Origin of the sequence: Pseudoclavibacter sp. VKM Ac-2867, assembly GCF_015351275.1 — a bacterium.
Lineage (GTDB): Bacteria > Actinomycetota > Actinomycetes > Actinomycetales > Microbacteriaceae > Pseudoclavibacter.
The window spans coordinates 127956-146360 of record NZ_JADKSL010000004.1; the positions used below are offsets into that span (position 1 = coordinate 127956).

19 protein-coding genes are annotated in these 18405 nt (G+C 69.0%); 4 read left to right on the forward strand and 15 right to left on the reverse strand.

All coding sequences use genetic code 11. The features are described from left to right. Positions 1-106 precede the first annotated feature (106 nt). Positions 107-583: a GNAT family N-acetyltransferase gene (locus tag ITJ67_RS06030; RefSeq protein ID WP_194677055.1), complete on the reverse strand. Its 477-nt coding sequence runs from the start codon at positions 581-583 to the stop codon at positions 107-109. Between the two features lie 93 nt (positions 584-676). Between ITJ67_RS06030 and ITJ67_RS06035 the strand changes: the two genes are divergently transcribed. Beyond that, positions 677-1696 carry an acryloyl-CoA reductase gene (locus tag ITJ67_RS06035; RefSeq protein WP_194677056.1) on the forward strand — a complete coding sequence of 340 codons (1020 nt, stop codon included), beginning with the start codon at positions 677-679 and terminating at the stop codon, positions 1694-1696. Between the two features lie 22 nt (positions 1697-1718). Here ITJ67_RS06035 and ITJ67_RS06040 read toward each other — a convergent pair whose 3' ends face one another. Continuing rightward, a complete protein-coding gene (locus ITJ67_RS06040; protein WP_104300409.1) occupies positions 1719-2066 on the reverse strand; it encodes a winged helix-turn-helix transcriptional regulator in 348 nt (115 codons plus the stop codon). A gap of 80 nt (positions 2067-2146) precedes the next feature. Between ITJ67_RS06040 and ITJ67_RS06045 the strand changes: the two genes are divergently transcribed. After that, a complete protein-coding gene (locus ITJ67_RS06045) occupies positions 2147-2806 on the forward strand; it encodes an FMN-dependent NADH-azoreductase (RefSeq protein ID WP_194677057.1) in 660 nt (219 codons plus the stop codon). A 179-nt stretch (positions 2807-2985) separates the two neighbouring features. Here the strand turns inward: ITJ67_RS06045 and ITJ67_RS06050 are convergent, their stop codons facing one another. The 12 genes from ITJ67_RS06050 to hemE form a co-directional block, all read right to left on the reverse strand. Continuing rightward, positions 2986-3621 carry a DedA family protein gene (locus ITJ67_RS06050; RefSeq protein WP_160071152.1) on the reverse strand — a complete coding sequence of 212 codons (636 nt, stop codon included), beginning with the start codon at positions 3619-3621 and terminating at the stop codon, positions 2986-2988. Between the two features lie 47 nt (positions 3622-3668). Then, positions 3669-5021 (reverse strand): glutamate-1-semialdehyde 2,1-aminomutase, encoded by a 1353-nt coding sequence (hemL, locus tag ITJ67_RS06055; RefSeq protein WP_194677058.1) that lies wholly within the window; start codon positions 5019-5021, stop codon positions 3669-3671. Next, complete coding sequence (gene hemB / locus ITJ67_RS06060) at positions 5018-6043, reverse strand: porphobilinogen synthase (RefSeq protein ID WP_194677059.1); 1026 nt, start codon at positions 6041-6043, stop codon at positions 5018-5020. The genes hemL and hemB overlap by 4 nt, the downstream gene beginning before the upstream one ends. Before the next feature lie 96 nt (positions 6044-6139). Beyond that, positions 6140-7054 carry a uroporphyrinogen-III synthase gene (locus ITJ67_RS06065; RefSeq protein WP_160071155.1) on the reverse strand — a complete coding sequence of 305 codons (915 nt, stop codon included), beginning with the start codon at positions 7052-7054 and terminating at the stop codon, positions 6140-6142. A gap of 33 nt (positions 7055-7087) precedes the next feature. Next, positions 7088-8011: a hydroxymethylbilane synthase gene (gene hemC / locus ITJ67_RS06070; RefSeq protein WP_268893482.1), complete on the reverse strand. Its 924-nt coding sequence runs from the start codon at positions 8009-8011 to the stop codon at positions 7088-7090. After that, on the reverse strand, positions 8008-9201 hold the full coding sequence (locus ITJ67_RS06075) for a ferrochelatase (RefSeq protein WP_323741405.1): 1194 nt from the start codon (positions 9199-9201) through the stop codon (positions 8008-8010). Before ITJ67_RS06075 ends, hemC begins: the two co-directional genes overlap by 4 nt. Before the next feature lie 89 nt (positions 9202-9290). Then, a complete protein-coding gene (hemQ, locus tag ITJ67_RS06080) occupies positions 9291-10103 on the reverse strand; it encodes a hydrogen peroxide-dependent heme synthase (RefSeq protein ID WP_194677061.1) in 813 nt (270 codons plus the stop codon). 58 nt (positions 10104-10161) lie between these two features. After that, complete coding sequence (locus tag ITJ67_RS06085) at positions 10162-10458, reverse strand: DUF3618 domain-containing protein (protein WP_104244121.1); 297 nt, start codon at positions 10456-10458, stop codon at positions 10162-10164. Next, positions 10451-10912 (reverse strand): phage holin family protein, encoded by a 462-nt coding sequence (locus ITJ67_RS06090; protein WP_160071158.1) that lies wholly within the window; start codon positions 10910-10912, stop codon positions 10451-10453. Before ITJ67_RS06090 ends, ITJ67_RS06085 begins: the two co-directional genes overlap by 8 nt. 30 nt (positions 10913-10942) lie before the next feature. Further along, entirely contained in the window at positions 10943-11266 is a 324-nt protein-coding gene (locus ITJ67_RS06095) for a hypothetical protein (protein ID WP_104244117.1), read from the reverse strand. 97 nt (positions 11267-11363) lie between these two features. Then, on the reverse strand, positions 11364-12833 hold the full coding sequence (locus ITJ67_RS06100) for a protoporphyrinogen/coproporphyrinogen oxidase (RefSeq protein WP_194677062.1): 1470 nt from the start codon (positions 12831-12833) through the stop codon (positions 11364-11366). Next, a complete protein-coding gene (hemE, locus tag ITJ67_RS06105; protein WP_236558321.1) occupies positions 12830-13963 on the reverse strand; it encodes a uroporphyrinogen decarboxylase in 1134 nt (377 codons plus the stop codon). Before hemE ends, ITJ67_RS06100 begins: the two co-directional genes overlap by 4 nt. Positions 13964-14106: 143 nt before the next feature. On the opposite strand from hemE, the gene ITJ67_RS06110 reads away from it, so the two are divergent. Both ITJ67_RS06110 and ITJ67_RS06115 read left to right on the forward strand, forming a co-directional pair. Further along, positions 14107-15459 carry a glutamyl-tRNA reductase gene (locus ITJ67_RS06110; RefSeq protein ID WP_194677063.1) on the forward strand — a complete coding sequence of 451 codons (1353 nt, stop codon included), beginning with the start codon at positions 14107-14109 and terminating at the stop codon, positions 15457-15459. Positions 15460-15735: 276 nt separating this feature from the next. Further along, positions 15736-16236: a hypothetical protein gene (locus tag ITJ67_RS06115; protein ID WP_194677064.1), complete on the forward strand. Its 501-nt coding sequence runs from the start codon at positions 15736-15738 to the stop codon at positions 16234-16236. Positions 16237-16333: 97 nt separating this feature from the next. Here ITJ67_RS06115 and ITJ67_RS06120 read toward each other — a convergent pair whose 3' ends face one another. Next, on the reverse strand, positions 16334-18346 hold the full coding sequence (locus ITJ67_RS06120; RefSeq protein WP_160071162.1) for a M13 family metallopeptidase: 2013 nt from the start codon (positions 18344-18346) through the stop codon (positions 16334-16336). Positions 18347-18405: the final 59 nt, after the last annotated feature.

Genomic DNA, 18405 nt, shown 5'->3' on the forward strand with positions numbered 1-18405 from the left:
CTCCTTTATACGTAAGCAGAGAGCGAGCGCCGCGCAGCGGCGCCCGGATCTCAAGCTAGCCGCGGCACTGCGACTAACTGATTCATGCTTGTTACGAGCGAGTAAATCATGAGTCAGGGCTCGATGTGTATTTCACCATCGGCACGTGGGGAATGTCGTCCTCCATGAAGTTCTCACCGCAGCGTTCAAACCCGAATCTCGCGTACCAGGACTCGAGGTGCGCCTGTCCGTTGAGGGAGGTCGAGAGGCCTTCACTCTCGGCGATCTCGACGAGATGGCGGATGATCTGAGCCGAGTAGCCGAGGCCTCGGGAGCTCTCGGCGGTCACGACCCTGCCGATGGGGCGCGATACGTGCGTGGGCAGGTGCTCGTCCGGCCAGCCGATGGGGAGGAGTCTCGCGTAGCTGTGGGGGTAGAGGGGGTCGTCGCCGATGAACGCGTGCAGGGTGCCGTCGGCGAAGTCGGCCGTGTCCGGGTCGAGGTACACACAGTCCTGCTCGACGACGAAGATGCTCGAGCGCAGGTGCAGGATGCCCCAGAGTTCGGCGGCGCTGAGTTCGGTGAAGGTGCGGACCGTGATCATGCCAGCCAGTCTTGCAGAGCAGCGGGCGGCGAGCGGGCGGCTCCGTGCAGCGGATGCTGGGGAGCTCTGATCCGCGCCCCCTACGATGGCGCCATGGTTCGCGGATACCTGACGACGAAGTCCACCGACGACGCGGGGAAGCCTCGCATCGACGTCGCGTTCGATGAGCTCGGCGACGAGCTGTTCGGCGATGGTCACCTCCATCGCGGCCAAGTGCTCGTCGACGTGGCCTACTCGAGCCTCAACTACAAGGACGCCCTGCTGCTCGCCGGCAGGCCCGGCGTGAGTAGAGCCGATGTGCTCGTCCCGGGCATCGACGTCGTCGGCGTCGTTCGGGAGTCACGCACGCCGAACTTCGTGCCAGGCGACCGCGTCGTGCTGAACGGGGCGGGACTCGGCGAGAGCAGGCACGGCGGCCTCGCCGAGCTGTGCCTCGTCGACGACGAGTCGCTCATCCACCTGCCCGAGGAGATGTCCCTCTTGCAGGGAGCCGCCATCGGCACTGCCGGCTACACGGCGATGCTGTCGGTGCTGGCGCTCGAGAAGCAGGTCGCACCCGGCGACGGCGATGTGCTCGTGACCGGTGCCGCGGGTGGCGTCGGAAGCGTCGCGATCGCCCTGCTGGCCGGACTCGGCTACCGGGTCGTCGCATCCACTGGCCGCGGTGACGAGGAGGGCGACTACCTGCGCCACCTCGGCGCAGCCGAGATCATCGACCGGCATGTGCTCTCCGATACGCCGGGCAAGGGGCTGCAGACGGAGCGCTGGGCCGGGGCCATCGACGCGGTCGGCTCGACGACCCTCGCGAACGTGATCGCGCAGACGAGACGAGAAGGGCTGGTGACGGCGTGCGGACTGGCGCAGGGCACCGACCTGCCGACGACCGTCCTGCCGTTCATCCTGCGCGGGGTGACGCTGCGCGGCATCAACTCGGTCGTGCAGAGCCTGGAGGTGCGCGCCGAGGCCTGGAACAGGCTCCTCGAGCTCGACAGCGAACTGCTCGAGTCGATGACCGAGGTCGTCGCACTCGAGGAGGCGATCGAGGTCGCGCAGCCCATCCTCGATGGGACAGTGCGCGGGCGAACGGTCGTGCGCGTGCGGGGCGACGCCTGATCCGAAGGCGACTGGCGCTGGATCAGGCCAGAGGTGCGTGTTCGAGGTTCTCCGAAGCCCACGTGCCGAGCTGCTTGAGCACTGGGATGAGGCGTTGTCCGGCCGTCGTGAGCTCGTAGCTGACCGAGATCGGCGGGCCGTCGTTGACGGTGCGCGCGACGAGTCCGGCCCCGGCGAGCTCGGTCAGTCGGTCGGAGAGGACCGCGTCGCTGATGCCCGTCACGGCGCGGCGCAGGGCGACGAAGGTGAGGGGCTGCGAGCCGAGCACATCGATGATCATGCCGTTCCAGCGCTTGCCCAGCAGCGTGAAGGCAAGCGAGATGGCGCCGTCGCATTCCGCGGCGCCGTGCTCCTGCGCTTTCTCTGCCATGCCGCCAGTGTACCCGTGCTAATCTGCACAGAGTCGCTCTGGTTTTCATAGCGACTCTGTGTAATTTCAAGGAGCCCCGCATGTCCCTTCTCCGTATCGATGCCAGCCTGCTCCCCGCCACTTCCGCCAGCCGCGCGCTCGGCGACCTCGTCGAGGCCGAGTGGACCCAGGCACACCCAGACTCGGTCGTCACACGCCGCAACCTCATCGAGTCGCCCATCCCCGCCGACGCCTGGCAGAACGCCGTCTACGCTGGCTTCACGCCCGAGGATGACCGCACCGAGGAGCAGCGCGCCGCTGTCGATCTCGCAGCGCAGCTGGCAGACGAGATCATCTCGGCCGACGCCCTGCTCTTCACCGTGCCGCTCTACAACTACGGCATCTCGCAGCACTTCAAGCTCTGGTTCGACCTCGCCTACACCGACCCGCGCACCAATGCTGGAAGCACGACGCTCGCCGGGAAGCCCGCAACCCTCGCGACCGTCCTCGGTGGCAACTACGACGAGGGCACCCCGAAGGAGGGCTGGGACCACTCCACGCCCTACCTGACCCGTCTGCTCCAGGACGCCTGGGGCCTCGACCTCCGCGTCGTGCAGCGTCCATTCACGCTCGTCGGCGTCAACCCTGCCCTCGACCAGTTCACCGACCTCGCCGCCGACCTCAAGTCCAACGCCGAGACGAAGGCGACGGAGTCCGGCCGCGAGCTCGCCGAGCTCCGCGGCAAGACCGACGCCGCGTAGGCAGGCGGAGCCCAGCTCCACCATCTCGAACGTCACCCGCCACCGGCCGGGCCGTCGTCACCCGGGCAGGCGACAGTCGAGCCGCCCCGGGGAGGAGAACTCGCTTCGCTAAAGGAACGTCATCTCAACGAAGCGAGTTCTCTCTCCAGAGGCGTTCGGACTCCGTGGGCGGGATGCGCCTAACTCGCGACGTCGGCCTTCCGGCGGTCAGTGAGCTTCTCAAGCCAGCCGTTGACAACCTGCGCGAGAAGGCCAAGAGCGATGGCCGTGACCACGGCGAGCACCATCATGAGCAGCGGGTTGTCCGTGCTGAAGGAGCCGAATACGGCGCCGATCACCACCGCGTAGCCCACCCACACGGCACTCGCGAGCACGGAAAGCGGGAGGAACCGGGGCATCGGCATCCGTGCGTCGGATGCGGCGAGCACCGTCGCGATGCGCCCCATCGGCAACAGCCTCACGGTGACCATGACCCACTTCGGGCGGGTCTTCAGCTGATCGCCGACGCGCGTGCGCACGGCCGTGAGCCGGCGCCCGTTCATCCAGCTCCATTTGCCAAACCCGACGCCTCTCGCGAGCCAGTAGGTGCCGATGTCGCCGAGCACCATGCCGACGACGCAGAACGCGAAGAGGCCGAACAGGTTGATGAGGGCCGTCCACCCCTGATCTCCGGCGGTGAGGGCGGAGAGCGCCACGACCAGCGATTGACTCGGCAGGAACGTGACGACACCGCCGATGAGCAGCACAAGGGCCACGACTGCGAAGCTCCAGCCGGAGCCCCTCAGGTCGAGCACCCAGTTGGTGAGTTCCTCCACGTAGCCTCTACGCCCTTTCGTCGACGGCTCGGCGTTCCAACGCGGCCCTACTCGGGTGCCGAGGCGTTGGCCGCGGCCCGGGCTGCTGCGGGGAGCGCCGCGAGAACGCGGTCGATGGCCGCATCGTCGTGGGCAGCCGAGACGAACCAGGCCTCGAAGACGCTCGGCGGCAGGTTGACACCGGCGTCGAGCATCGCGGCGAAGAACGGCGGGTAGCGCCAGGCCTCCTGGCGCTTGACCTCGTCCTCGTTCCGCGGCCCGCCACCGGTTCCGGTCCAGCCGAGAGCCGCGCCGTCGCCGAAGGTGAAGCTGAAGAGGTTGCCGACGTTCTGCACCGAGTGGGCGACGCCCGCGGCGGTGAGCGCCTCGGAGGTCGCGGTGCGGATGCGCTCGGCAGCCGCGTCGACGCGAGCGTAGACGGCGTCGTCGGCGTGTGAGAGCGTCGCGATGCCGGCGGCGACCGCGACGGGGTTCCCCGAGAGCGTGCCCGCCTGGTAGACGGGGCCCTGCGGGGCGAGGTGGCTCATGATCTCCCGCGAACCGCCCAGTGCTGCGACGGGCATGCCGCCGCCGATGACCTTGCCGAACGTGTACAGGTCGGCCTGCCATCCGCTCGAGGACTCGATCTTCTGCTCCTCGCCCCACCAGCCCGCTGGGCCTGTGCGGAACCCGGTGAGCACCTCGTCGCAGACGAGCAGGGCACCCTCGGACGAGCACAGCTTGGCGAGCTCCCGGTTGAAGCCAGGCTCGGGAGGGACGACGCCCATGTTCGCGGGTGACGCCTCGGTGATGACAGCGGCGATCTCACCGGGATGCTCGGCGAACGCGGCCCGCACAGCCTCGAGGTCGTTGAACGGGACGACGATGGTCTGCGAGGTGATGGCTTCCGGCACACCGGCAGAGCCCGGGAGCGCAAGCGTGGCGAGGCCCGACCCCGCGGCCGCGAGGAGGCCGTCGGAGTGGCCGTGATAGCAGCCCGCGAACTTCACGATGAGGTCGCGGCCCGTGTAGCCGCGTGCGAGACGCAGAGCGGTCATGGTCGCCTCGGTTCCCGTCGAGACGAGGCGCACCTGCTCGATGGGGGCGATGCGATCGACGACGAGCTCCGCGAGCTGCGTCTCGGCCGGGGTAGGGGCTCCGAACGAGAGTCCGCGAGCCGCCGCGTCTTGGACTGCCTCGACGACTGCGGGATGGGCGTGCCCGAGCAGCATGGGGCCCCAGCCGCTGACGAGGTCGACGTACTCGTTGCCGTCGACGTCGGTCAGGTACGGACCCGTCGCGGAGGCGGCGAAGGGAGGAGTGCCCCCAACCGAGCCGTACGCGCGGACCGGCGAGTTCACACCCCCGGGCGTGACCTCGAGCGAGCGGGCGAAGAGCGAGGCGGAGACGTCGTGGTTCATCGTGCATCCACTCTGCCATGGGCCGCCGACACTGGCGTGCCCGACTGCGATGCCAGAGTGCGCGCGAGCTCACTCGCGTAGTAGGTGAGCACGGCATCGGCTCCAGCACGTCGAATCGACGTGATGGACTCCGCGATCGCGCGATCGCGGTCGATCCAGCCGTTCGCCGCAGCGGCCTCGATCATGGCGTACTCGCCGCTGACCTGGTAGGCCCACACGGGAACGATCGACTCCGCAGCGACATCGGCGAGCACGTCGAGGTACGAGCCAGCCGGCTTCACCATGACGATGTCGGCCCCCTCATCGATGTCGATGAGCGCCTCCCGCATGCCCTCGCGCCGGTTGGCCGGATCGAGCTGGTAGGTGCGACGGTCCCCCTGGAGCTGCGAGTCCACAGCCTCCCGGAACGGGCCGTAGAACGCCGACGCGTACTTCGCGGAGTAGGCGACGATCGCGACGTCGGTGTGCCCGGCCGCGTCGAGGGCGTCCCTCGCACTCGCGACCTGGCCGTCCATCATCCCCGACATCCCGAGCATCGCGGCACCGGAGTCGGCCTGGGCGATCGCCATCGCGTCGTACCGCTCGAGCGTCGCGTCGTTGTCGACACGACCGGCCGCGTCCAGCACGCCGCAGTGGCCGTGGTCGGTGAACTCGTCGAGGCAGAGGTCGGTCTGCACGACGATGTCCTCGCCGAATTCCTCCGCGAGCACACGGGCCGCGACGTTGAGGATGCCGTTCGGGTCGGTCGCGCCCGAGCCCACGGCGTCACGCGTCTCCGGCACGCCGAAGAGCATCACCCCGCCCACTCCGAGCGTCGCCGCTTCCTCGACCGCGCGGCGCAGCGAGTCGAGCGAGTGCTGCTGCACGCCGGGCATCGACGAGATGGCGATCGGCTCGCTCACGCCCTCGCGGACGAACAGCGGCAGGATGAGGTCGTTCGGGTGCACGCGCACCTCGCGGACCTGGCGGCGCACGGCGTCGCTCTGGCGCAGGCGACGAGGCCTGCGGCTCGGGGAGATCATGCGATCGTGTCCTTCCTCAGGAGTTCTGCGCCGACGGACGCGGACGCGGCCCGGCTTGTCGGCATGTGGGTTCGATCCGCCCAGCAGGCGGCGAACTCAGCGGTCATTGGGGGCTTGACCGCGTCCCTCGTCGAGGGCCGGGATGTCTTCCTTCGGCACCGGTCGACTGTCCTGCTCGGCCTGCAGCTCGCTCGCCTCGAACGCGCGGAGTGCTTTCAGATCGATGGCCTCGGTCACCGGCATGTCGCTGCCGCTCGCAAGCCACTCGAGGCCGTCGAGCAGCGACGCGACCGAGCGCTGCTTGGCGACGACGTCGACGCGCAGGCCCAGCTGCCTGGCGTCCTTCGCGGTCCGGGGGCCGATCGCGGCGATGTAGATCTCATCCGGGATCGGCGAAAACTGCTTGTGCACCTGCTCCGCCACGGAGCCGCTGGTCACGAGGATCGCGCGGATCCGGCTGTTGCGGATGTCGTACTGGATGCTCTCCGCCGCCGGCACACCCACCGTGCGGTACGCGACGACCGAGTCGACGAGGTGCCCGCGCCTGGCGAGCCCCTCCGCGAGCGTCGGGCGAGCGACCTCAGAGCGCAGCCACAGCACCGAGATGGGAGGCTGGCGGCGAGCCGCCTCGGCCCACTCCAGGAGCAGCCCCTTGGCGGAGTTGTCGTGCGTGGGAACGAAGTCGACCCGGTACCCGGCCGTCGTCAGCGAGGCCGCCGTCGTCTCGCCGACCGCCGCGATGAGCGTGTGGTCTGGCACCTTCACGCCGAGCGAGTGCATGACATCTGCCGCCGTGGCGCTTGTCACCGCGATCCAGTTGTAGTGTCCGCTCTCGAGCAGGCGGATCTTGTCGCTCAGTACCCGGGAGTCGTCCTCGTTCGGGCTCGCGAAGTTGATGAGCGGGGCCGTGATGGGGAACGCCGATCGCGCGCGAACAGCCTCCGCGACGTCGCCGCCCCAGACGCCTCCACGGGGTACGAGGATCTTCCAGCCCTTCAGCGGTGCATCCATCGTGGTTCCTCCGTTCACGTCCGGACCCTCCGTTCAGGCCATCAGCGCGACAGCACCCTGATCGAAGAGGTCCGTCGAGATGAGCGAGACCAGTTCTGCCTGGGCGGCATCGAATGCGCCGGGGTCGGAGACCTCCACGGCACGCCTGCTGGAGACCCGCGAAGATCCGTCTACTGCATACACGGTAGCCCACGCCTCGAGTTTTCCGTCGGCGTACCGGGCTGCAGCGCCGACGGGAGCCGCGCAGCCGGCTTCGAGCGTCGCGAGAATGCCGCGTTCGACGAGCACTGCCGCACGCGCTTCTCGGTCGTCGAGGTCGGCGACGCCCGCAGGTGCGTCATCGTCGCGGACCTCGATGGCGAGGCAGCCCTGACCGGGAGCGTTGGGGAAGTCGGCGAGGTCGAAGCGCTCGGTGATGGCATCCGCGAAGCCGAGCCGCTCGAGCCCGGCAGCGGCGAGCACGACGGCGTCGAGCTCCCCGTCGGTGACGAAGCGGAGACGACGCTCGACGTTGCCGCGGATGTCGCGGATCTCGAGGTCGGGGCGCAGTGTGAGCAGCTGCGCCACGCGCCGAGGCGACCCGGTGCCGACCTTCGCGCCGTGCGGAAGCTCGGCGAGGGAGAGTCCGGAGGCTCCGCCCAGCGAGCAGAGCGCGTCGCGCGCATCTTCCCGCACGGGGTACGCGGCCACGGTGAGGCCAGGGGCCTTCGCGGTCGGGAGATCCTTGAGCGAGTGCACGACGAGGTCGCACTCCCCCGCGAGCAGCGCATCCCGCAGCTCGCTCGCGAACACGCCAGTACCGCCGAGCGACGACAGTGCGGCGCGCGTCACGTCGCCATGGGTGGTCACTCGCACCAGCTCGGTCTGCTCGCCCGTGATGCGCTCGAGCTCCCGCGCCATCGTCGACGTCTGCGCGACCGCGAGCGCGCTGCCTCGCGTGCCGATCCGCAGGGTCACGGCAGCAGTCCGGAGACCGCCGGCTTGAAGCCCAGTCGCTTGTTCGCGCAGCACCCGGGGCGGCACACATCGAACCACGGTCCGATCGAGGTCATCGCCGGACGCTCTCCGACGGGGGTCGCGTCGCGACGCTCCAGGATGAGGTCGACGAGCCCTTCCACGTACTTCGCGTGGATGCCGGGCGTCGGAGTGCGGCGGAATGCGAGTCCCGCATCCGCTGCCGAGTCCTTCGCCTCGTTGTCGAGGTCCCAGAGGACCTCCATGTGGTCGGAGACGAAGCCGATCGGCACGACGACGACCGCCTTGGCGCCCTTCGACGGGAGCTCCGCGATGACGTCGTTGATGTCGGGCTCGAGCCACGGCTGCGAGGGCGGGCCGGAGCGCGACTGGTAGACGAGCTGCCAGGAGAGCTGCTCAGGCACTCGGCCTGAGATGGTCGTGTCTTCCGCGAGCTCCTGCAGAGCCGCGAGGGCGACGACCTCCGCGACCGCGAGGTGCTGGGCGGCGTATGCGCCGCTCTCACCGAAGCCCGCGCCAGGAGGGCCCGAGTTCGCGGCATCCGCCATCGGCACCGAGTGCGTCGTGAAGAGCACCTCGACCTCGGTGGCCAGGTCGAGCTGGGCGTCTTCCTGAGCGAGGCTGAGCACGGCGTCGCGGACACCCTCGATGAAGGGGGCGACGAAGCCCGGGTGGTCGAAGAAGGCGCGCACCTTGTCGATCGTGAGCTGCCCGCCGAGTCCCGTGTCCTCGAGCGCGTCCGCGAAGTCCTCGCGGTACTGACGGCAGCTGGAGAAGGACGAGTAGGCACTCGTGGCGACTGCGATGAGCGTCGAGCAGCCGGCTTCGCGGGCGTCGAGGAGCACGTCGTTGAAGTACGGCTCGGAGTTGCGGTTGCCCCAGAAGACGGGCAGGTCGATACCGCGCAGCTCGAGCTCCCGCTCGATGGAGGCCTTCAGCTGACGATTCTGCTCGTTGATGGGGCTCACGCCGCCGTAGTGCCGGTAGTGGTGGGCCACTTCCTCGAGCCGCTCGTCTGGGATGCCACGGCCTGCCGTCACGTTGCGCAGGAACGGGATGACCTCATCCTGTCCTTCCGGCCCGCCGAAGGAGGCGAGCAGGATGCCGTCGTACGCGACGGGCTCGGTCGTGTGCTCCGGGCCGAACTTGGCGGCGGCGGAGGCGGCGCTCACGGCAGCATTGACCTCGACGCGGGTGTACGTCGCCGGGCCGGGCTTGCGGCCCTTCGGCTGCGAACCGGTCTGCGGTGCAGCGACGTCGGTCACTGCAGCACCTCGACGATCTCGGAGGTCTGCAGGAAGCGACCCGTGTAGAACGGCACCTCCTCGCGCACGTGGCGCCGAGCATCGGTCTGTCGCAGGTCACGCATCATGTCGACCAGGTTGAGGAGGTTGTCGTCCTCGAGCGCGAGCAGCCACTCGTAGTCGCTGATTCCGAAGGACGCGACGGTGTTGGTGAGGGTCGACGTGTACGAGGATCCGGCGCGGCCGTGCTCGGCGAGCATCTGACGACGCTCGTCCTCCGGCAGCAGGTACCACTCGTAGGAGCGCACGAACGGGTAGACGGTGACCCACTGGCGCGGCTCCTTGCCGAGCATGTACGCGGGCATGTGGCGTGCGCTGAACTCGGCGGCGCGGTGCACTCCGACGATCTGCCAGGACGGTGTGAGCGGCGCGATGAGCTCGCTGCGGCGGATCTGGCGCAGGCCCCACTGCAGACTCTCGGGCACTTCGCCGTGCAGCCACACCATGAGCTCGCCATCGTGCCGGAACCCGGAGACGTCGTAGAAGCCGCGCACCTTGACGCCGTTCTCGGCCAGCTCCGCGACGATGCCGTCGAGTTCGTCGACCGCCTTGATGGCGTCGCGACCCGACAGGACGAGCTCGTTGAGCGTCTCTCGTCGGAAGACCGAGATCATCGTGTACTCGGTGAGCGTCGCGCCTCCCCCCTGCTCCTCAGCGCCCTGGTGGGCCTCTGGGGCGCCCTGCTGAGCTGCCGATGCGTGCTCTGCGGGGACTGGGGACGTTGCGTTGGGCTCGGCGGCGAAAGCCGGGACCTCATTCGAGTGGGTCATGGTCCTATTCTACGAAATGTCGAGGAGTGTTTGGGGTGCGGCGCACAGCCGACGGAGCTCAGCGAGAGCGGCGGTACAGTGCGACGGCGGCGGTCACGCCACCGGCCACGACGACCGCGGCACCAGTAGCGATACCCGCGAGCAGGAGCGGGTTGTCTTCCTTCAGGCGCTGGATGCTGTGGCGGGTTGATTCGAGGAGTTCGCGGCCGCGGATGCGCGGGTCGACCTTCACCTCGATCGCGTCGAGCGTTGCCGCCAGCTCACGTCGGGTGCGCTCGATGTCAGCCTTCAGCTGACCGTCGTTGCGCTTGTCTTCCTTCTTCGCGAGGGTCGCCTCGCCGTTCTGCTCACTCATACTGTCCGAGCCCCTTCACTGCGTTGACATCCTGCTTGACGCTGGCGATCGTGCGCTCCGGGGCGAGCTTGCCCGCGCGCTTCAGCGCGAGGTAGCCGGCGAGGCCGAGCACGATGACGATCAGCAGGAACGCTCCTGCCACGATGAGCGCGGAGAGCCACGGCGCGAACACCGTGTTGAGTCCGAGGACGGCAGCGGTCACGAGCACTGCCCACAGCGTGAGCGCGAAGAACGCCGCAGCGGCGAACAGGCCGACCGCGATGCCGTACTTCGTGCCGGTCGAGATGAGCTCTCGCTTGCCCTGCTCGACCTCGTCGCGCACGAGCTTCGTGAGGAGCTTGGGGACATCGGTCACGAGCGTGCCGAGGCTCGACCGTGACTTCGGGTTGGCCCTCGTGCGGCCGATACCGGGGAAGGGCCCGCGGATCGGCGTCTTTTCTGACGACTCAGACATGGGTGTGTCGCTCTCTGCTGGGAGTGCTGGTTAGGACGCGTCGCTGCTCGGGTTGCCGACGGTTCCGGAGGGAGCAGGCGGGTTCGACTTGCCGGACGAACTCTTCTTGCCGTTGTCCTTGACCGCCTTCGTGACCTGGGCCGTCACGAGCTTCGCGCCGCTGACGGCCGCGTCGGCGACCTTCGGAGCGAGCTTGCGGGAGAACTCGTCGACCTCAGCACGCTTGGAGCGGACGAGCTTCGTGTCCCACACCGTCTGCGCGACGGAGGAGATCTGCTCGTAGCGCTTGCGCCCCGCGCGAGCACCAAGGACGTACCCGGCACCGAGGCCAAGCACAAACACGAACTTCTTCATGAAAACTCCTATCGTTCGCCGGTACGCCAGCGATCGGTCAATCGGGCGCGATCAAGCCACGGAGCAAGCCTAGCCCCGCGAGGCATCTCAACTCGCGCTAAGCCTGTGCGTCCTCGGGGAAGAGCTCATCCACGGCGCGCAGCACCCCTGGGATGACACTCGCGAGCCCCGTCCCGTCGATCCAGGTGCCGGCGAGCGCGACTCCTGGCGTCCGCCGAGCCTCGTCGCGTGCACCCCGGAGCTCAGCGGATCGTCCGATGCGCGCGGCGGGGGCCGGGATGCGCCAGACGTGCCTCGCCAGAGCGATGACGTCCTCGCGCTCGATGGCGATGCCGAGCAGGCGCCCGGCATCGCCGCGTGCGAGCTCGATCGTCTCATCGTCGCTGAGCGAATACGTGAGCGGCTCGCTCCCCCCGCGAGCTTGTGGACCGTAGGAGAGCCGGAGCACGTGCATCCCATTGGATGCCGCCTCCTGCCAGGCCCACTTCGCGGTGACGTGAGTGAGCGCCTTCGCCCGGATGGTTGCGCTCGGGTCGCCGACGAGCACGCCAGTGCCTCGCGGGTGAGCGTCGAGCTGCGGAGCTCGGACGAGCAGCGCGACGACCTCGGCGGGGACTGCGGCGGCGCCGCCGATCGCAGGCGCCTCGCCGGATGACCCCTCGGAGTCGTCGTCGCGGGCGGACACGGAGCGCGGAACCGCGACGGTCGACAGGATGCGCTTCGCGAACAGCGGCTCCCCGCCTTCGAGCTCGACGCGCCAGACCTGCTCGAGGGCGGAGCCGCCTTCGAGCACGGAAGCGACGCGAGTGGAGAGCCGGACATCGACGTCGAGCTCGGCGAGGTCGTGCTCGAGCCGCGCCACGACGCGGTGCATGCCTCCCTCGACGGTGCGAACTGCGGCGCCAGGGGGCGCGCTCCTCCTGAGCGCCGCGACGGCGGCCGCCAGGGAGCCGTGCTCGTGGATGCGCTCGGCGAGACCCGGGATGAGCACCCGGTGGTCGAGCTCCGCCGGGTCGAGCGAGTACACGCCCCGCGTGACCGGCGCGACGAGCCGGCCGAGCACGGTCGGCCCCATGCGCGCGAGCACCAGCGACTCGAGGTCGGAGGCGTCGGCGCCGACGCCCGGGCTGAGCGTGCGGTCGCGTTCGAGCTCCGCGATGCCTTCGTCGCCGATCGCGGCGTGCACCGCGGCACGGGACTCCGCGTCACGCAGAGCCGCTTCCCCAGGTATGCCGAGCATCCCCCCGGCCGGCATCGGAGCAGCGGTCGCGTCGGTCACGACCCAGGAGCCCAGTGCCCGCGGCTCGACGATGTCGCCGTGCATCCCGAGCTCGTGCAGCAGGGCCGCGAACGCGCCACCGCGCGTCGCGAACGCCTCAGCGCCGATGTCGATCGGCAGCCCGCCCAGGTCTGCGCGGCAGATCATTCCGCCGAGTCGATCTCCCGCCTCGACGATCACCACGCTGGCACCACGGCCAGCGGCCCGTCTCGCCGCGAGCATCCCCGCGATGCCCCCGCCGACGACAACGAGGTCAGGCGTCGACTGGCCGAGGGGTGGTCGGGTCACTCGACCCGACCGCCGTCCGGCAGCGAGTGCGCGAACTCCACGAGGCCGGTCAGCACGGCCGGATCGGCGGACGGCGGAACGCCGTGGCCGAGGTTGAGGATGTGCGCGGGTGCCGAGTTCCCCCGCCGAACGACATCTCGCACGTGCTCCTGGAGCACGGCGTCGCCCGCGCCGAGCACAGCAGGGTCGACGTTGCCCTGCAGCGGCACACCGCCACCGAGGCGGCGGGAGGCCTCGTCGAGCGTGATGCGGTCATCGACCCCCATGACGTCCGCCCCGATCGCGTGCATATCCGGCAGCAGCTCGGCGGTGCCGACGCCGAAGTGGATCGTGCGGACGCGCTCGCCACCCGGCGTGCGCAGGGCCCGCACCCGCTCCAGCGCCAGGCCGCTCGAGGCGGCGATCGACTTCTGGTAGCGATCGCGACTGAGCGAGCCAGCCCACGAGTCGAAGAGCTGCACGATGCTCGCCCCCGCGCGCACCTGCGCCTCCAGGAACGCGGCAGAGAGCTCGGCGATCGCGCCGGAGAGGTCGGCCCATGCCTCAGGGTCGGCCTGCATGAGCGTGCGCGTGCGGAGGTGATCCTTCGAGGGACCGCCCTCGACGACATACGCGGCGACCGTGAACGGCGCCCCGGCGAAGCCGATGAGCGGCGTGGAGCCGAGCTCCGCCACCGTCAGCGAGACGGCCTCGCTGATGGGAGCGAAGAGCTCCGGGCTGACGCGGGCCCTGATGCGCGCAGCGAACTCGTGCGCCTCCTGCGAGGAGCGCACCGGGTTCTCGAAGACCGGACCGGTGCCTGGGACGATATCGACGGCCTCGCCGATGAGCTTGAGCGGAACAACGATGTCGCTGAAGAAGACCGCCGCGTCGACGCGGTGACGACGCACGGGCTGCAGCGTGATCTCCGCGGCGAGCTCCGGACGCAGGCAGGAGTCGAGCATCTCGATGCCCTTGCGCAGCTCGCGGTACTCGGGCAGCGAGCGGCCAGCCTGTCGCATGAACCACACCGGGAGCGTCTCAGGTCGGTCCCCGCGTGCCGCGCGGATGAGCGGAGCGTCGGCAGTGAGGCCAGAGGAGAGAGGATGCGAGTCGCTGAGCGGCAGGGGTGCAGGAGCTGTTTCGGTCACCCGCCCATTCTCCACCCGGCACCCGAGCGGGGCCGTACAGCGGGCATCCGACGGCGGATTCCCGGGTCTGCCGGATCGCAAGAGGTTTAAGGGAAGGTATGGCTCAGAAGCGAAAGCGCGGAGAACTTCTACAATAAGTAATCGTGTTGCTGTGTCTGAGTGCCAATCACCGCACCGCGAGCTTCCCAGTCCTTGAAAAGCTCGCGGCCCGCGAAGATGGCGGACTTGAGTCCGCGCTCCGCGACGCCCCTGGCGTCGACGGAGCCATTGTGCTCGCCACCTGCAACCGCTTCGAGATCTACCTCGACATCGACACGGCGCAGCCGGTCGCTCCCGAGCTCATGCCGACCATCGCGACGGCGCTCGACGTCTCCGTCGAGACGCTCCGCGCAAACATGGCCGTCATCCACGACACCCAGGTGCCCGAGTACCTCTTCGCCGTCTCGAGCGGCCTCGAATCGGTGGTCGTCGGCGAGGGCGAGATCTCCGGACAGGTCCGCCGGGCACTCGAGGAATCACGTGCGGCTGGCATGTCGACCTCGCAGCTCGAGCGTCTCTTCCAGTCCGCGTCCACAACCTCGCGCGGCATCAAGTCGGGCACGAAGCTGCAGAGCGCGGGCCGATCCCTCGTGCGCCTCTCGCTCGAGCTCGCCGCATCCCAGATCGCCGACTGGAGCACCGCGCAGGTCGTGCTCGTCGGCACCGGCTCGTACGCGGCAGCCTCGCTCAAGGCCCTGCAGGACCGCGGCGTCACCCGCGTCGGCGTGTACTCCCCCTCGGGTCGCGCCCACAAGTTCGCCGAACGCGACGGCGTCTTCGTCATCGACAGCCAGAACCTGCCGGAGCACCTCTCGAACGCCGACCTCGTCGTCACCTGCTCGAGCGCCGACACGGTGGTCATCGACTACGACCTCATGCTCGGTGCACGTCTCGCGCCCGGATGCGCCGAGGCCACGCTCATCATCGACCTCGGCATGCCGCGCAACGTCGACCCGGCCGTCGGCCGCCTCGACGGCATCTCGGTGCTCGACCTCGAGACCATCCGCATCCACGCTCCCCTCGAGGAGCTCGGGGCCGCCGATGAGGCTCGCTGCATCGTGTCCCGCGCGGCCAGCGAGTTCGTCGAGCAGCAGGCCGAGACGAGCGTCGCGGAGGGCATCGCAGCGCTCCGCTCGCACATCACCGACATCGCGCGCGCGGAGACCGAGCGCGTTGCGAACAAGGACGAATCGGGCGTCGCCGAGGCGGCTCTGCGTCGCCTCGCGAACACGCTCCTGCACAGCCCCTCGGTGCGCGCGAAGGAGCTCGCCCGCGCTGGTCGCGGCGACGAGTACTTGGACGCGATCGAGCTGCTCTTCGGCATCACCGTCGAGCGAGAGACTCCCGCGACGAAGCCGGCGAGCCCGGCGGTGGCATCCATCACGCCGACCGCGCTTCCCCGCGTTGCGCAGGTAGAAGACGACGGGGCGCTCGAGTGCCCCGTGCACACCGCCTAGCAGCACCAACGCCGACGCCACAGGCTCGGCTCCTCGGGCTGGAGACATTCCTCTTCTGTGGGAAGTTCTCCAGAACGAAGCGACTGCTCCACCCCAAGTCGGCGTGGTCGGTCGACGCCGAATGCGCGGCAACGCGGTCAGGCTCACCCGAATCCTCGAGTTCACGGGGCAGAATCGTTGCGCGCCGGCGATCTCGGGAACCGCACCTCCTCGCCTCGAGCTGAGCATCCTGAGACGACTACCGAGTGCACGCTCCGTCGATGGGAACCCCTGCGAATGCTCCGCGAACACCGCTCCAAGCTGCTTGCCGGCGCCGCCACCGTGACCGCGCTCCTCGCGCTGAGCGGATGCTCGGGCTCCGAGCAGACGGACGACGCCGCACCCGAAGAGGGCATGCAGCCGCCAGGCACGTCGATCGCGGATGCCCTCAGCGAGAACGAGATGGGCGCCACCCTCGATTTCGGCGCGCTCCTGCCGAGCGGCGCGACCGGTGCGGTCATCGCCTGCCCAGGCGACACGGTCGAGTCACTCGTCGAGAGCACTGGCATCGATGAGGGGAACTACGAGCTCCCGGATGGAACCCTGCCGGTCGCCGATGGCTCGTTCACCCTGCTCTTCGGCGACGCGGAAGACAGGATCACGACGTCGACCGTGTACACGGGGGAAGGCGTCGACCTGTGTTCGGGAGACGCGGTCGCGTCGACGTACCTGGGTTCTGGCGCCCGCATCATGCTGACGGGGTCGGGCGGGGCCTGGACGCCGATCGGCGTGGAGTAGCGGCCCAGCGGGCAGACGAGACGGAACGACGACGCCTCCCGGGTGACGATCTGGCGTCCCGGGAGGCGTCGAGGTCAGGCCCGTCTCGACAATCGGGCTACCAGATGGTGACCCTGGCTTCGGGAGCGAGCCAGAGGGCGTCACTGTCGGTGACATCGAAGGCGTCGTAGAAGGCGTCGACGTTGCGGACGATCTGGTTGCACCGGAACTCGGCGGGCGAGTGCGGGTCGACCGCGAGGAGCAGCTTGGCGTACTCGGGGCGCGCCTTCTGCTGCCACGCCTGCGCCCAGCTGAGGAAGAACCGCTGCGCCGCGGTGAGCCCGTCGATGACGTTCTCGTCGTCTGCGTCGAAGCCGGCGTCTGCACGGTAGGCGCGGTACGCCTTCCAGGCGATGCCGAGTCCGCCGAGGTCGCCGATGTTCTCTCCGATGGTGAGCTCGCCGTTGACCTTCTGGCCCTCGGTGCCCTCAGGTGAGAGTTCGTTGTACTGGTCGATGAGCGCACGAGTGCGCTGCTCGAAGGCCGTGCGGTCGGTCGCGGTCCACCAGTCCTCGAGGCGCCCGTCTCCGTCGTACTTGGACCCCTGGTCGTCGAAGCCGTGCCCGATCTCGTGGCCGATCACGGCACCGATGGCGCCGAAGTTCGCGGCGGGGTCGCGGTGCTCGTCGAAGAACGGCAGCTGGAGGATCGCGGCTGGGAAGACGATCTCGTTCTCGCCTGGCGAGTAGTAGGCGTTGACGGTCTGCGGCGGCATCATCCACTCATCGCGTCGCACGGGCGTGCCGAGCTTGGCGAATTCGTAGGCCGCCTCGTAGACGGAGGCCCGACGCGAGTTGCCGACCACGTCGTCGTCTCGGATCTCCAGGTCGGAGTAGTCGCGCCAGCGGTCTGGGTACCCGATCTTGGTGACGAACTTCTCGAGCTTGTCGAGGGCCCGCTCACGGGTCTCTGGGCTCATCCACTCCAGCTCGGCGATCGATGCGCGGTAGGCGCCGGTGAGGTAGCCCACGAGCTCGAGCATCTTGGCCTTCGCAGTCGGCGAGAAGTGCCGCTCGACGTAGGCCTTGCCGATGGCCTCGGGGAGCTTGCCCTCGGCGTGGCCCGTGCCACGCTTCCAGCGCTCGCGCTGCTCTGGTGTGCCCTGGAGGGTCTTGCCGTAGAAGTCGAAGTTGGCCGCGGAGACCGACGGGGCGAGGATGCCCGAGTACTGCGAGACGATGCCCCAGACGAGCCAGTCCTGCCAGCCCTGGAGGCGCTCTTCCGTGAGCAGGCCAGCAGCCCCCTCGAAGAAGTCGGGCTGACGGACGATGACGCGGTCGAGTGCGCCGGCCGGTGCACCCCAACGTGCGGTCCAGCCTGCGAAGTCGACGTTCGCGTAGGCCGCGCTGAGTTCTGCGAAGGTGCGCGGGTTGTACGCGAGCTCCGCTTCGCGCGACTTCACGACGTCCCAGTGGAGCTTGGCGACCTCGGTCTCGAGCGCGAAGACGCGCGCGGCCCGAGCCTCTGCGTCGGCCAGTCCCGCGAGGCCGAGCATGCGCGCGATGTGCGCCGTGTACTGCTCGCGGATCTCGGCGTACTGCTCCTCGCGGTAGTAGCTCTCGTCTGGCAGGCCGAGGCCGGACTGCTCGAAGTAGAGGGCGTACTCTGCGGGCGATTTGAGGTCGGGGTAGACGTAGGCCGAGACGAACGAGCCGAGTCCGGTGCGCTCGAGGTCACCGAGGACATGGAGGAACTCGTTGATCGTCGATGCGGCGAGTGCGCGGTCGATGTCGGGGCGGACCGGGTCGAAGCCGAGGGCCTCGAGCTTGTCCTCGTCCATGAACGCTGCGTAGGCGTCTGCCGCCTTGCGCAGCTCCGAACCGGGCTCCGCATCCGCGCCGCTCTTCAGGATGTCGAGGACCGCCTTCTCGGCGTCTTCGCGCAACTGGATGAAGCTGCCGTAGGCGGGCAGGTACGCGGGTACCTCCGTGGCAGCGATCCACTTGCCGTTGGTGTGCCTGAACAGGTCGTCTGCGGGGCGGACCGAGGCGTCGAGCGCCTCAAGGTCGATGCCCGAGGGGAGCTGCTCGGTTGCGGGAGCGGTGGAGGCGAGGTCGTCCGTCTGTGACATGTCCCTCAGGCTAGAACACGCCACCGACACAGGCCCTGTGATCACCTCAGGGCGAACAT